The organism is Agromyces lapidis (genome assembly GCF_009749405.1).
Lineage (GTDB): Bacteria > Actinomycetota > Actinomycetes > Actinomycetales > Microbacteriaceae > Agromyces > Agromyces lapidis.
Genome location: NZ_WBIQ01000002.1, coordinates 394855 through 408365 on the forward strand (window position 1 = coordinate 394855; position 13511 = coordinate 408365).

The 13511-nt window shown below is 69.3% G+C and carries 13 protein-coding genes; 10 read left to right on the plus strand and 3 right to left on the minus strand.

What is annotated here, in order from left to right; genetic code table 11:
• Genes GQQ93_RS05120 through cls form a run of 3 tightly spaced genes read left to right on the plus strand, consistent with a single transcriptional unit; the run spans position 1 to position 2419 of the window.
• Positions 1 to 708 carry a DUF1684 domain-containing protein gene (locus GQQ93_RS05120; protein WP_157423153.1) on the plus strand — a complete coding sequence of 236 codons (708 nt, stop codon included), beginning with the start codon at positions 1 to 3 and terminating at the stop codon, positions 706 to 708.
• Between the two features lie 55 nt (positions 709 to 763).
• Positions 764 to 940 carry a hypothetical protein gene (locus tag GQQ93_RS17840; protein ID WP_170296129.1) on the plus strand — a complete coding sequence of 59 codons (177 nt, stop codon included), beginning with the start codon at positions 764 to 766 and terminating at the stop codon, positions 938 to 940.
• 6 nt (positions 941 to 946) lie between these two features.
• Positions 947 to 2419: a cardiolipin synthase gene (gene cls, locus GQQ93_RS05125; RefSeq protein WP_157423154.1), complete on the plus strand. Its 1473-nt coding sequence runs from the start codon at positions 947 to 949 to the stop codon at positions 2417 to 2419.
• 28 nt (positions 2420 to 2447) lie between these two features.
• Here the strand turns inward: cls and GQQ93_RS05130 are convergent, their stop codons facing one another.
• On the minus strand, positions 2448 to 3497 hold the full coding sequence (locus GQQ93_RS05130) for a pirin family protein (protein WP_157423155.1): 1050 nt from the start codon (positions 3495 to 3497) through the stop codon (positions 2448 to 2450).
• Between the two features lie 78 nt (positions 3498 to 3575).
• On the opposite strand from GQQ93_RS05130, the gene GQQ93_RS05135 reads away from it, so the two are divergent.
• Positions 3576 to 4025 (plus strand): hypothetical protein, encoded by a 450-nt coding sequence (locus GQQ93_RS05135; protein WP_157423156.1) that lies wholly within the window; start codon positions 3576 to 3578, stop codon positions 4023 to 4025.
• A 176-nt stretch (positions 4026 to 4201) separates the two neighbouring features.
• On the plus strand, positions 4202 to 7582 hold the full coding sequence (locus GQQ93_RS05140; RefSeq protein WP_157423157.1) for a prealbumin-like fold domain-containing protein: 3381 nt from the start codon (positions 4202 to 4204) through the stop codon (positions 7580 to 7582).
• Between the two features lie 52 nt (positions 7583 to 7634).
• Here GQQ93_RS05140 and GQQ93_RS05145 read toward each other — a convergent pair whose 3' ends face one another.
• Both GQQ93_RS05145 and GQQ93_RS05150 read right to left on the minus strand, forming a co-directional pair.
• A complete protein-coding gene (locus GQQ93_RS05145) occupies positions 7635 to 7868 on the minus strand; it encodes a helix-turn-helix domain-containing protein (RefSeq protein ID WP_157423158.1) in 234 nt (77 codons plus the stop codon).
• Positions 7868 to 8488, minus strand: a complete 621-nt coding sequence (locus GQQ93_RS05150; protein WP_157423159.1) for a hypothetical protein — start codon at positions 8486 to 8488, stop codon at positions 7868 to 7870. Before GQQ93_RS05150 ends, GQQ93_RS05145 begins: the two co-directional genes overlap by 1 nt.
• Before the next feature lie 190 nt (positions 8489 to 8678).
• On the opposite strand from GQQ93_RS05150, the gene GQQ93_RS05155 reads away from it, so the two are divergent.
• The 5 genes from GQQ93_RS05155 to GQQ93_RS05170 all read left to right on the plus strand — a co-directional run bounded on the left by GQQ93_RS05155 (position 8679) and on the right by GQQ93_RS05170 (position 13491).
• Complete coding sequence (locus GQQ93_RS05155) at positions 8679 to 11207, plus strand: ATP-dependent Clp protease ATP-binding subunit (RefSeq protein WP_157423160.1); 2529 nt, start codon at positions 8679 to 8681, stop codon at positions 11205 to 11207.
• A gap of 99 nt (positions 11208 to 11306) precedes the next feature.
• Positions 11307 to 11804 carry a hypothetical protein gene (locus GQQ93_RS17845; RefSeq protein WP_170296130.1) on the plus strand — a complete coding sequence of 166 codons (498 nt, stop codon included), beginning with the start codon at positions 11307 to 11309 and terminating at the stop codon, positions 11802 to 11804.
• Entirely contained in the window at positions 11756 to 12181 is a 426-nt protein-coding gene (locus tag GQQ93_RS17850) for a MerR family transcriptional regulator (protein ID WP_170296131.1), read from the plus strand. The genes GQQ93_RS17845 and GQQ93_RS17850 overlap by 49 nt, the downstream gene beginning before the upstream one ends.
• Positions 12182 to 12291: 110 nt before the next feature.
• Positions 12292 to 12798 carry an amino-acid N-acetyltransferase gene (locus GQQ93_RS05165; protein ID WP_157423162.1) on the plus strand — a complete coding sequence of 169 codons (507 nt, stop codon included), beginning with the start codon at positions 12292 to 12294 and terminating at the stop codon, positions 12796 to 12798.
• Between the two features lie 63 nt (positions 12799 to 12861).
• Positions 12862 to 13491, plus strand: a complete 630-nt coding sequence (locus tag GQQ93_RS05170; protein ID WP_157423163.1) for a hypothetical protein — start codon at positions 12862 to 12864, stop codon at positions 13489 to 13491.
• Positions 13492 to 13511: the final 20 nt, after the last annotated feature.

Consider the following 13511-nt stretch of genomic DNA (forward strand, 5'->3'; position numbering starts at 1 on the left):
ATGGAACTGCGAGCGGCGCACGAAGACTGGATGGACGAGCGGGAGACGCGCGTATGGGGCGAGTGGGGACTCGCGACGCTCGCCGCGACGCACTGGCTCACGGCCGACGCCACCGAGCTCGAGGGGCTGCCCGGCCGCTGGCGTGCGAGCGACGGCGAGGTGCGAGGCGAGGTGCACGGCGAGGACGTGCGGCTCGCACCGGGGCAGCAGCTCGAGGCGGCGGGCGTGCTGCTGCGCGGGTTCGAGCGCGACGGCTCGCTCGCGCTGCGGGTGCTCGATCCCGCGGCGCCCGCGGCCCGCGGCATCTCGTCGATCGAGCGATTCGAGTTCTCGGAGGCCGCCCGGCTCCACGGCCGGGTGCGAGGTGAGGCGGCCACGGCGGAGACGCGATCGGTCGACGACCACGCCGCCACGCTGTCTTTCGACGCGATCGTCGAGCTCGAGTGGGAGGGCGAGCCCTTCTCGTTGACCGTGCAGGAGGACGACGGCTGGTACTTCGCGGCCTTCGCCGATGCGACGGCCGGGCGGGAGAGCCACGCCTTCCGGTTCATCCGATTCCCGGTGCCGGTCGACGGCGAGGCCGTCGTGGACTTCAACCGCGCCTACCTGCCTCCGTGCGCGTTCTCGGACCACTACGTCTGCGTGATGCCGGTGCCGGGCAACCGGTGGTCGGTGCCGATCCGGGCGGGCGAGCGCCTCGTGCGGTGACCACGGCCCGCACGCCGGTGGAACTCGCAGGGAAGCCGTATATCCTGAGTCCACTATGGACGATTACTGGGCGAACGCGATCTGGTCGCTTGCGCCGACCGTGCTCATCGGACTCATCTTCTGGTTCGTGATGCGCTCGATCATCCGCGCCGACCGCACCGAGCGCAAGGCGTATTCGCGCATCGAAGCCGAGGAGCGCGCGAAGCTCGGTCGCGAACGGCCGACGGCCTAGCCCGGCATGGAGCCGGGGCTCTCGCAGACGACGCTCGTCGTCGGCGCGCTCGTCCTCGTCCTCGACCTCATCGTCCGCGTGATCGCGGTGATCGTGGTGCCGCGCAACCGCCGCCCGACGGCGGGCATGGCGTGGCTCCTCGCGATCTTCTTCATCCCGTTCCTCGGGGTGCTGTTCTTCGTGCTCATCGGCAATCCGAAGCTGCCGAAGCATCGCCGCGAGAAGCAGGCCGAGGTCGACCGCTACATCCGCGAGTCCACGCACGGCGTCGAACGCGTGAGCGACTCGAGCGCGTGGCCGAGCTGGTTCGAGGGCGTGGTGCGCCTGAACCGCAACCTCGGGTCGATGCCGCTCATCGGCCAGAACAGTGCGAGCCTCATCGGCGACTACGAGGGCTCGCTCGCGGCGATGACCGACGCGATAGGCGATGCGAAGCGCTACGTGCACGTCGAGTTCTACATCTTCGCGCTCGACGCCACGACGGAGCCCTTCTTCGAGGCGCTCGGCGATGCGGTCGCCCGCGGCGTCGAGGTGCGGGTGCTGCTCGACCACGTCGCGTCGCGCCGTGCGGCCGGATACCGCAAGACCCTGAAGCGGCTCGACGCGATGCGGGTGCCCTGGCAGCTGATGCTCCCGGTGCAGCCGCTCAAGGGCAAGTACCAGCGGCCCGACCTGCGCAACCACCGCAAGATCCTCGTCGTCGACGGCGAGGTGGGGTTCATGGGGTCGCAGAACGTCATCGACCGCAGCTACAACAAGCGCAGCAATCAGCGGCGCGGGCTGAAGTGGAAGGAGCTCGTCGCCCGGGTCGAGGGCCCGATCGTCGCCGGACTCGATGCGATCTTCGCCACCGACTGGTACCTCGAGACGGGCGAGGAGCCCACGCGCGATCTCGCCGCGTCGCTCACCCAGCCCGGCGAGGCGCAGGATCTCGACTGCCAGGTCGTGCCGAGCGGTCCGGGGTTCCGCAGCGAGAACAACCTCAAGCTCTTCCTCGCGCTGCTCTATGCGGCGCGGGAGCGGATCATCATCACGAGCCCGTACTTCGTGCCCGACGAGGCGATGCTGTACGCGATCAGCGGGGCGACCCAGCGGGGCATCCATGTCGAACTCTTCGTCTCGGAGATCGGCGACCAGGCGCTCGTCTACCACGCGCAGCGCTCGTACTACGAGGCGCTGCTGCGGGCGGGCGTCAAGATCTACATGTACAAGGCGCCGTACATCCTGCACGCGAAGCACTTCACGATCGACGACGACGTCGCGGTGATCGGGTCGAGCAACATGGACATCCGCTCGTTCGAGCTCAACATGGAGGTGTCGCTGCTCGTGCGCGGCCGCTCGTTCGTGCGCGAGATGCGCGCCGTCGAAGACGGTTACCGGCGCGACAGCCGCGAGCTCACCCTCGACGAGTGGCTGAAGCAGCCGCTCGGCGCGACGGTGCTCGACAACCTCGCGCGGTTGACCTCGGCCTTGCAGTAGGCGAGGGCCGGATGCCTCGGGGCCGGTCTCAGCCGCGGGGCTTCAGCCGGACGGTCGGCAGCTCGGGGGCGGGCAGCGGCTCACCCTCGTAGTCGACGCGACCGAAGCGGCCGTCGGGATTGTCGCGGCCGATGACCTCGGACTGCCACTGCCTGCGGGACTCGGCGATCTCGTCGTGGTCGCGGCCGATGAAGTTCCACCACATGACGATCTCTTCGCCGAAGGGAACGCCGCCGAGCAGGATCACCCGCACCGGGCCGTCGTTCGCGGTCAGGCGCACGCCGTCGTGACCGGTCGGCAGGTACCCGAGCTCGCTCCATCCGAGCGTCGCCGCGTGGCCCGCGACGGTGAGCCCGTCGGCGTCGGCGGGGGAGTCGTCGACCTCGTCGTCGGTCGCGGCGATCGTGACCCTGACGGGCCCCGCATCGACGAGCACGCCGTGCTCGAAGGCGGGGTCGAGGTCGATCCAGGCCTCGCCGCCCGCGGGCAGGTCGATCTGGGCGCCGACGAGGGGGCTGAAGAGCGTGACGGATGCCTCGTCGCCGACGCCGGGCAAGGAGCCCGCGAACACGTGGACGACGGCGTCGTCGACCGTCTCGGGGGCGATCTCGTCGTGCTCGAAGAAGGGGGCGACGTCGCGGGAGGCGTCGGGGAGGGCGACCCAGAGCTGGACGCCGTGCAGACGGGTCGTGGCGGGAGTGGAGACCTCGGAGTGCGAGATGCCCCGACCGGCGGTCATGAGGTTCACCTGCCCGGGGCGCACGAGCTCGCGGCTGCCGGTGGAGTCGCGGTGCTCGATCTCGCCCTCGAAGAGCCAGCTGACGGTCTGCAGCCCGGTGTGCGGATGAGGCGGCACGACCATGCCGCCCGATTCGGCGACGTCGTCGGGCCCGTAGTGGTCGGCGAAGCACCAGGCGCCGATCGTGGTGCGCCCGCGCTGCGGGAGGGTGCGCCGCACGTTCATCGCGCGCGGCCCCCCGAGCGGCACCTCGCGCGGCGCGAGCACCTGCACGGCCGGGCCCTGCCGCCCTTCGGGCGGGCAGAGCAGCTCGAGCGGGTCCTTCTCGAGATTGCTCATGATGCAAGCGTAATCCGGGCGTCCGACGACGCCGGTGAAAGGCGGTGGCGGGTGCGCCCGAACCGATACCATTACGGCATGGCTACCTCCGTGCGTCTCCGTCGTGCCGGCCTCGCTGCCGCGGCCCTCGCTTCCGTGTTCCTCCTCGCCGCGTGCGCACCGCCCACGCGAGCGGCCGAGAACTTCCCGGGCGAGCCGGTCGTCGAGCACGGTGAAGAGGGCGGTCACGAGGAGGAGAACGTCGACGGCGCGCCGCAGGCGGCGTGGGTCGGCCAGGGCGGCCAGATCGCGGTGACGATCTGGGGCAGCTCGACGTGCCCGGTCGTCGGCGACGACATCCGCGTGCTCGAGCCGGCCGGCGAGGGCAACCGGGTCGCGATCGACCTGGTCGAGCGCCCCGCCGACGAGATGTGCACGATGGACCTCGTGCCGCACACCACCGTCTTCTGGACGCCGATGAACGTCACCACGACCGAGCCGCTGGCGGTCGAGGTGCAGGACACCGAGGTCACGGTCCCGATCAAGTAAGGGGCGATTCGCCCCCCGACGCCGATTCGGGTGTCCCCCAGCGCGAAAATGGCCCCTGAACTGGGGTCGAGACGCATGGCACCTCACGGGTTCGTGAGGAATCCTGTTCGATTAGCGTTGCCCGCACGTGAGCCGTCCACCCGGGACGGCAATCCGACACGTGAGGACGCTTGCCCGTGCCCCGACGCAGACTGCCCGCTGCCACCGTCGCCATCACCACGATGGTCGGCGCGCTCCTGACCCCCTTGCTCATCGCCTCGCCGGCGGTCGCCGTGACGCTTCCGAGTGGACTCGCGACCGGGTTCGAGATCGACGGTGATCGAACCGGCGGCACGCCGCCGGACACGTACGACTGGAACAGCTTCCTGACGCCGCTCGCCGATGACGGGACGTACACCTTCACGCCGACCGGCCCGTACACGACGAGCCAGGGCTTCGATTCCACCGGAATCGTCGACGGCAAGGAGGGCTGGGACAACGGTTCCCTCGCGACGTCCTGCGACGTGCTCGACGCGACCGGCTCTCCCGGCAGCCAGACCCAGGCCACGAATCCCTGGATGCCCGGCCCGCAGAACGTCAACGCCAAGGGCGACGTGTGCAGTGGCGGTGCTGCGTACGAGATCATCACCGACGACCAGGGTGTCGAGCACGTCGTGTTCTACCTGTACTGGACGCGGTTCGAGGGCAACGGCGACATGAGCACCTTCACGACGCTCGAGGGTCCCGACGCCGGTCGCTGCGACGACTACGCGATCGAGTTCAACTACGACTCGGCCGGCGATGTCACGACCGCCAGCGTCCTGCGGTGGTTCCCCTTCGGGGGTGACGACTGCGCCGACCCCGACGGGCCGGGCGTGTGGGTCGAGACCGACATCGAGCTCGACTTCGCCGCGGAGGTCGGCCAGCGAACCGAGGGGCCGGGCACACTGCCCGGCGACCCCGAGACCTTCGGCGAGCTCGCCGTCGACCTGACGGCCGCGGGGCTGTTCGAGCCCGACTCCTGCGAGGGATTCGCGACCGGCACCTCGTTCTCGCGCACCGGCAACGCGCCGACGGCCCAGATCCAGGACTTCTTCGAGCCGCAGGACGCGCTCGTCATCAGCAACTGCGGCGGTCTGAGCATCCAGAAGCTCTCCGATCCGCCGGCGATCGCGAGCACCGACGACTTCGACTACGAGGTCGTGCGCACGAGTGGGGGCCCGATCTTCCAGGGCGGTGCCACGGCCATCAACGACACCCTCCGCATCGGCGAGACCGACGTCTGGCCCGAGGTGCTGGCCGGCGACGACTACACGCTCGACGAGACGATCGCAGCAGGGTTGCCGTGGGAGGAGGTCTCCATCACGTGCGAGGTCGGCGGGGAGACCTTCGAGATCACCTCGCCGACGACGGAGTTCCCGGTCGTCACGGGCGAGGTGACCGAATGCAAGATCGTCAACACGACCTCATGGGTCACGGTCGAGAAGCAGACGCTGCCCGACGGCTCCGACGAGACGTTCACCTTCGACGTCGACGGCACGGAGGTGCAGCTGACCGACGGACAGACGAGTGCCCCGATCTACTACCTGCCCGGCACCGAGGTGCCGGTGACCGAGACGGTTCCCGAGGGCTGGAGCCTCACCGACGTGACCTGCACCCCTGCGGGTACGGCGATCGAGGACGGCGAGACCGTGACCACGGTCGCGGGTGAGGGCGTGAACTGCGTCTTCACGAACACGCAGAACGGCCAGGTCCAGGTGCACAAGATCGTCGACGGCCCCGAGGGCGCCGTCTTCGAGTACACGGGCAGCTGGCTGGAGGACCCGTCGACCTTCACGATCGACGCGAGCGACGGTTCGGGCGACAGCGAGGTCTTCTCGGTCGAGCCCGGCAGCTACGACCTGGCCGAGACCCCGCTCGAGGGCTACGACACGACCGACCTCATCTGCATCGATCCCGATGACGGCACGCTCGTCGACGGGGAGGCGCTGACGGCAGTGCTCGACGTCGACCCCGGTGAGTTCGTGGAGTGCACGTACACCAACACCCAGCGCGGCGAGATCCGCGTCGACAAGGAGACCATCCCCGACGAGTGGGACCAGGCGTTCGACTTCTCGCTCGCCGGCATGGACACCGACGAGCAGTTCTCGCTCAACGACTCGACCGACGACGAGGCGAACCCGTGGAGCACGGGGCTCGTCGTCCCCGGCGACTACACCGTGACCGAGACGGTGCCCGCGCACTGGGAGCTCGACTCGATCAGCTGCGGCACCCCCGAGGGCGCGTCGACCGCGATCGTGCTCGAGCCCGGCGCCGTGATCACCTGCGTGTTCACGAACCGCGCGCTGCCCGGCTCGGTCGTCGTCGAGAAGAGCGTGGAAGGTGTCGCCGAGGGCTTCGAATGGGCGTTCGACCTCACGATCTCCCCGGTTCCCGGCGAGCAGGCGGGCACCCAGACGGTGAGCGGTGCCGGCGAGGCATCCGACTCGGCGACCTGGACCGACCTCGTACCCGGCGAGAGCTACACGATCACCGAGTCGGCGGTCGACGGTTGGGAGATGGGTGAGATCACCTGCAGCTTCGGCGAGGGCACGCTCGAGGACCTGAACGGTGACGAGCCCGGCTTCGAGTTCATCGCCGAGATCGACGCGCAGATCGACTGCAGCCTCACCAACACGGCCGAGCCGGGCATGATCGAGGTGACGAAGACGGCCGTCGGCGGTGACGGAACCTTCGACTTCGAGCTCACCCCGCTCGACGCCGAGGGCGCTCCCGCGGGCGAGCCGATCGTCTCGAGCGTCACGACCGAGGGCGGCGCGGGCACCGCGGTGTTCGACGACGTGCTGCCCGGCGGGCGCTTCTCCCTCGCCGAGGCCGACCCGGGCGAGGCCTGGGTGCCGGGCGAGCTCGAGTGCACCGTCGACCCGGTCGGCGAGGCCGGGCCGTCGCCGATCGACGCGAGCGACTTCACCGTTCAGCCGGGCGATCTCATCGCCTGCGAGATCGTGAACACCGCCAGGGGTCCGCTCGACATCGTCAAGACGGTCGACGGTCCGGCCGTCGACAACGGCGACGGCACCTGGGATGTCTCGTACACGATCACGGTGACCAGCAGCTCCGCCACGGACGAGGCCTACGACCTCACCGACGAGTTGAAGTTCGGCGCCGGAATCACGCCGACCTCCGCCGTGATCACCGGCCCCGAGGGCGTGGTCGTCAACCCCGACTGGAACGGGATCGACGTCGTCGACGTGACGACCGCGCTACTGCCGGCGGGCGGTGAGCATGTCTACGCGGTCGAGGTGACCGCCGAGGTCGCCGCGGACGTCGCCGCCGATCAGGCCGATTGCACCGTCGGCATGGGTGAGGACGGCAGCGGCCTCCTCAACACCGCGACGATCGAATTCTGGAGCGGTTCGGCCTCGAGCGAGGACTGCGCGCCGGTCACGCCCGAGCAGCCGTCGCTGCCGGCGACCGGTGCGAGCCTCACGGCCGGCTGGATCGGCCTCTCGGTGCTCGCAGTCGGCGCCGTGCTGCTGCTCCTCCGTCGCCGTCGGCAGACGGTGAAGGCCGAGTAGCCGCGCAACGATCGACGGGCCGTCGGGGGAGACCCCGGCGGCCCGTGGTGGTTCACCGCGGACGGACGACGAGCAGTTCGCCGACCTCGCACCCGAGCGTCTGGCAGATCGCCTGCAGGGTCGAGAACCGGATGGCACGGGCCCGATCGTTCTTCAGCACGCTGAGATTCACGAGCGAGACCCCGACGAGTTCTGCCAGGCGAGTGAGGGTCATGCCCCGCTCTTCGAGCAGCTCGTCGAGCCGGCAGTGGATGTCGGTCGCCTCGTCGGGTTCGGCGGGCGGCATCAGACGAGGCCCTCGGCGTCGCGCTGGAGGCGCTCGCCGACGGCGAAGACCGTGCCGAGCAGCGCCGCCACGAACGCGGCGAGGATGAGCGGGAACGGTTCGACCGAGAGGATCACGTTGTCGAAGGTGCGTTCGCTGAGCACGGCGAACGCACCGTTCGCGGCCATGTTGCCGAGGAACGGCACCGCGAAGTAGCCGACGAGTCCGGTGAGGCCGGCGGTGGTGACGAGAACGGTGTTGGTTCGGCTGAACACGATGCTGCGGCTGACGTTGCGGGCGAGCCAGACGAGGCAGACGACCACGCCGACCACCGCGACGACCACGACGAGCTGCTGCAGGACGAGCGCCCAGAGCGACGCGACGGGCAGCGATGGGGCGGTGATGAACGCGCGATCGAGTTCGACGGGGATCGGGGCGCCGTCGACTCCGATCGGCGCCTCGGCGGTCGTGCCGGCGAACTCGGCGAGCACCGGCACGTCGCGATTCGGCAGCACTTCGATGATGCGGGCGACGGCCGACCAGGCGGCCCAGACGGCGATGCCGATGCCGGCAACCATGAAGAGCCACAGGGCGACGGCGTCGCCCCGAGAGACGGCGGGAGCGTTGAGAGTGGTGGCCATCGGTCGATCCTAACGATTATCGATAATAACGAATATCGATAACTTAGACACCTGGTCGGCCCGGCGTCAACCCCTGGCCCGAGCCTGAACCGCGATGCGCCCACGGCGAACAGGGCCCCACGGGGCATCCGGCTTGTTTACGCTCGTTGTAACGACGTCCCCTGCCCAGTGGGGCCGTGAGGAGTAGAGCATGTTCGAGAGATTCACCGACCGAGCCCGTCGTGTCGTCGTCCTGGCCCAAGAAGAGGCCAAGATGCTCAACCACAACTACATCGGCACCGAGCACATCCTGCTCGGGCTCATCCACGAGGGTGAGGGCGTCGCCGCCAAGGCGCTCGAGTCGCTCGGAATCTCGCTCGACGCGGTGCGCGAGCAGGTCCAGGACATCATCGGCCAGGGCCAGCAGCAGCCGACGGGGCACATCCCGTTCACGCCGCGCGCCAAGAAGGTGCTCGAGCTCTCGCTCCGCGAGGCGCTGCAGCTGGGCCACAACTACATCGGCACCGAGCACATCCTCCTCGGCCTCATCCGCGAGGGCGAGGGCGTCGCCGCGCAGGTGCTCGTCAAGCTCGGCGCCGACCTCAACCGGGTGCGCCAGCAGGTCATCCAGCTGCTCTCGGGCTACCAGGGCAAAGAGCAGGTGCAGGTCGGCGCGAACGAGCAGCAGACCCCGCAGGGCGGCTCGCAGATCCTCGACCAGTTCGGCCGCAACCTCACGCAGGCCGCCCGTGAGTCGAAGCTCGACCCGGTGATCGGCCGTGAGAAGGAGATCGAGCGGGTCATGCAGATCCTCTCGCGCCGCTCGAAGAACAACCCCGTGCTCATCGGCGAGCCCGGCGTCGGCAAGACCGCCGTCGTCGAGGGCCTCGCCCAGGCCATCGTCAAGGGCGAGGTGCCCGAGACGTTGAAGGACAAGCAGCTCTACTCGCTCGACCTCGGTTCGCTCATCGCCGGCTCCCGCTACCGCGGCGACTTCGAAGAGCGCCTGAAGAAGGTCACGAAAGAGATCCGCACGCGCGGCGACATCATCGTCTTCATCGACGAGATCCACACCCTCGTCGGTGCGGGTGCCGCCGAGGGTGCGATCGACGCCGCCTCGATCTTGAAGCCGCTCCTCGCGCGCGGCGAGCTGCAGACCATCGGTGCGACCACGCTCGACGAGTACCGCAAGCACTTCGAGAAGGACGCCGCGCTCGAGCGCCGCTTCCAGCCGATCCAGGTCGCCGAGCCCTCGCTGCCCCACGCGATCAACATCCTCAAGGGCCTCCGCGACCGTTACGAGGCGCACCACAAGGTGTCGATCACCGACGGCGCGATCGTCGCCGCGGCGAACCTCGCCGACCGCTACATCTCCGACCGCTTCCTGCCCGACAAGGCCATCGACCTGATCGACGAGGCCGGCGCCCGCCTCCGCCTCTCGATCCTCTCGTCGCCGCCCGAGCTGCGCGAGTTCGACGAGAAGATCGCCGTCGTCCGCGCCGCGAAGGAGACCGCGATCGAGGAGCAGGACTTCGAGAAGGCCGCGTCGCTGCGCGACGAGGAGAAGAACCTCCTCGGCGAGCGTCTGCGTCTCGAGAAGCAGTGGAAGTCGGGCGACGTCAAGACCACCGCGGTCGTCGACGAGGGCCTGATCGCCGAGGTGCTCGCACAGGCCACGGGCATCCCCGTCTTCAAGCTCACCGAAGAGGAGTCGTCGCGACTCGTCTTCATGGAGAAGGCGCTGCACGAGCGCGTCATCGGCCAGGAGGAGGCGATCTCCGCCCTGTCGAAGACGATTCGCCGCACCCGCGCCGGCCTCAAGGACCCGAAGCGTCCCTCGGGCTCGTTCATCTTCGCCGGCCCCACCGGCGTCGGCAAGACCGAGCTCGCCAAGGCGCTCGCCGAGTTCCTCTTCGACGACGAGGCCGCGATGATCTCGCTCGACATGTCGGAGTACGGCGAGAAGCACACCGTCTCGCGGCTGTTCGGCGCCCCTCCCGGGTTCGTCGGCTTCGAGGAGGGCGGCCAGCTCACCGAGAAGGTGCGTCGCAAGCCGTTCAGCGTGGTGCTCTTCGACGAGATCGAGAAGGCCCACCCCGACATCTTCAACTCGCTTCTGCAGATCCTCGAAGAGGGCCGCCTGACCGACGGGCAGGGCCGTGTCGTCGACTTCAAGAACACCGTCATCATCATGACGACGAACCTCGGCACGAAGGACATCTCGAGCGGCCCCGTCGGCTTCGCGCTCGAGGGCGACACCCGCACGGGGTACGACCTCATGCGCGGCAAGGTGAACGAAGAGCTGAAGAAGCACTTCAAGCCCGAGTTCCTGAACCGCGTCGACGAGATCATCGTGTTCCCGCAGCTCTCGAAGCCCGAACTGCTGCAGATCGTCGACCTGTTCCTGAAGCGGCTCAGCGAGCGCATGCTCGACCGCGACATGACCGTCGAGCTCACCGTGCCGGCGAAGGAGCGCCTCATCGAGGTCGGCTTCGACCCGGCCCTCGGCGCCCGCCCGCTGCGCCGCGCGGTGCAGCACGAGGTCGAAGACCGCCTCTCCGAGAAGATCCTGCACGGCGAGCTCAACTCGGGCGACCACGTGCACGTCGACTTCAAGGACGGCGAGTTCGTCTTCACGACCACCCAGCGCGAGCTGCCGGCGAGCGTGGGCGTGAACACCAACGCCGCGATCGGCACGGGGCCGGCGACGCCCGACCTCGCCGCGGCATCCGGCGACTAGACGCGAACGACACGAAGGGGCGGATGCTTGCGCATCCGCCCCTTCGTCGTACAGCGACGATTTGACCCTGCACCATGGTGCAGGGTCGACGATGACGGTATGACCACCTCCACCGCCTCGGGCGGCACCGCAGACCCCATCGCCCTCACCACGCCGACCCCCGCTGCGTTCCCGGCACACACCGCGACCGCGGACTTCGCACGACCCCGATGGGGCCGAGCCGGCGCGATCTACGACCTCATCGTGACGATCGGTTTCGCGACCCCGTTCACGGCCGCAGCGCTGTTCGAGCTCTCCCGATGGGCGCACGACGCGCTCGGCCTTCCGGGAGCGCAGGTGCCCGCGTTCGACGCGGCGGCCCTGATGTTCACGAGCATGTTCGGCACGGCGGTGACCATGTGGGCGATCGCCCGGATCCTGCGCCCCGAGCCGCGCTTCATCGCGATAGACACGTTCGTCGGACGTGTGCTGTTCTCGTTCTGGATGATCTGGGCACTGTTGAATGGGCAGAGCGCGACGATCGTCGTGTTCCTGATCGGGGAGGTCGCATGGTTCACCCTGCAGCTCAGCGGGCTGATGCGGCTGCGCCGACGCTGACGATCGGCGCGCTCGCCGCCGCCGCCGGCGTCGCGATCAGCACGGTTCGCTTCTACGAGCGCGAAGGCCTCGTGCAGCCGATCGAGCGCTCCCGGGCGGGATATCGGCACTTCTCCTCGGAGGAGCTCCGGCGCGTCCGGTTCATCCGGCGGGCCCAGGAACTCGGATTCACGCTGCGCGAAGTGCGCGACGTGCTCCGGCTCTCCGACGAACCCGAGCTCATCACCTTCTCGGACGTCGCGCAGCAGGTCGAGGAGAAGCTCGCCGAACTCGAGCAGCGGATCATCGACCTGGGCCGGGTCCGCGACGCGCTCGCCCTCCTCGTCGAGACCGGTCCGACCCATCCGCGATGCCCGGTCGTTGAGGCCGTCGTCTGAGCGGCGGAGCAGCACGTGCACGTGCGCGTGCGCGTGGGTGTGCACGTGCACGTGCACGCGCGGGCGCAGCGTGGGCCGGGCGGTCGCGCGCCGAGGAATACGATGGGCGGATGACGACCCAGTTCCAGGTGCGCCGGGCGCGCACGAGCGATGTGCCGAAGATCATCGACGTCGTGGAGCCGCTCGTCAGCCGACGGATCCTGCTCGGCAAGGAGCGGGTCGACCTGTACGGCGCGATCCAGGAGTTCCGCGTCGCCGAGGACGCCGACGGGCGAGTGATCGGGGCCGGCGCGCTGCACGTGATGTGGGAGGACCTCGGCGAGGTGCGCACGCTCGCCGTCGACGACGACTGGCTCGGCCGGGGCGTCGGGCACGCGCTGCTGAGCGCACTCGAGCAGGAGGCCCGCGAACTGGGGCTCAGCCGGCTGTTCTGCCTCACGTTCGAGACCTCGTTCTTCGGACGGCACGGCTTCGAGGACATGGGCGCCGAGACCGTCGACCCCGAGGTCTACGCCGAGCTCGTGCGTTCGCACGACGAGGGTGTCGCCGAGTTCCTCGACCTCGCGCGAGTGAAGCAGAACACCCTCGGCAACACGCGCATGCTGAAGCGCCTCTGAACACACCCCGGCGCGCCGGGCGGATGCCTCGGGGGCGGGCTCCTGCGGCCGTACCCTGTGAGCATGTCGACGAATTCCGCACCGTCCGGGCGCCAGACGCCGCAGGTGTACCGTCGGCGCCGGTTGCTGGTGCTGCTCGGAATCGTCGCCGTGCTCGTCGCGATCGTCCTGATCATCGTGCGGCCGGGGGCGAGCGAGGGCGGCGAGGTCACGCCGACGTCGCCGGCCGAAACCGAGTCGGCCTCGCCGCAGACCGCCATTCCGACCGAGCCCACCGCGGCCGACGGCGACCCGTGCGGTCCCGAGCAGGTCACGGTCGAGGCGATCACCGACACGAGCTCGTATGCGGCCGGTGAACAGCCGCAGCTCTCCGTCACGATCACGAACACCGGCAAGAACGTCTGCGTGCTCAACGCGGGCACGAAGGCGCAGGTCTTCACCATCACGAGCGGCGACGAGGTCTACTGGACCTCGACGGACTGCCAGAGCGACGCGATCGACGCGGAGGTCTCGCTCACCCCAGGGACGCCGGTCAGTTCGAGCGCGCCGATCGTCTGGGATCGGACCCGTTCGACCCCTGAGACCTGCGACGGCCCCCGCGAGGCGGTGCCGGCGGACGGTGCGTCGTACCACCTCGCCGTGTCGGTCGACGGCTTCGAGTCGGCCGAGCAGAAGCAGTTCCTGCTGTACTGAGCGGGCGGACGCCGCCGCGC

Coding starts and splice junctions, on each gene's coding strand:
- GQQ93_RS05120 (WP_157423153.1), top strand. CDS start 1: ATGGAACTGCGAGCGGCGCACGAAGACTGGATGGACGAGCGGGAGACG.
- GQQ93_RS17840 (WP_170296129.1), top strand. CDS start 764: ATGGACGATTACTGGGCGAACGCGATCTGGTCGCTTGCGCCGACCGTG.
- cls (WP_157423154.1), top strand. CDS start 947: ATGGAGCCGGGGCTCTCGCAGACGACGCTCGTCGTCGGCGCGCTCGTC.
- GQQ93_RS05130 (WP_157423155.1), bottom strand. CDS start 3,497: ATGAGCAATCTCGAGAAGGACCCGCTCGAGCTGCTCTGCCCGCCCGAA.
- GQQ93_RS05135 (WP_157423156.1), top strand. CDS start 3,576: ATGGCTACCTCCGTGCGTCTCCGTCGTGCCGGCCTCGCTGCCGCGGCC.
- GQQ93_RS05145 (WP_157423158.1), bottom strand. CDS start 7,868: ATGCCGCCCGCCGAACCCGACGAGGCGACCGACATCCACTGCCGGCTC.
- GQQ93_RS05150 (WP_157423159.1), bottom strand. CDS start 8,488: ATGGCCACCACTCTCAACGCTCCCGCCGTCTCTCGGGGCGACGCCGTC.
- GQQ93_RS05155 (WP_157423160.1), top strand. CDS start 8,679: ATGTTCGAGAGATTCACCGACCGAGCCCGTCGTGTCGTCGTCCTGGCC.
- GQQ93_RS17845 (WP_170296130.1), top strand. CDS start 11,307: ATGACCACCTCCACCGCCTCGGGCGGCACCGCAGACCCCATCGCCCTC.
- GQQ93_RS17850 (WP_170296131.1), top strand. CDS start 11,756: ATGGTTCACCCTGCAGCTCAGCGGGCTGATGCGGCTGCGCCGACGCTG.
- GQQ93_RS05165 (WP_157423162.1), top strand. CDS start 12,292: ATGACGACCCAGTTCCAGGTGCGCCGGGCGCGCACGAGCGATGTGCCG.
- GQQ93_RS05170 (WP_157423163.1), top strand. CDS start 12,862: ATGTCGACGAATTCCGCACCGTCCGGGCGCCAGACGCCGCAGGTGTAC.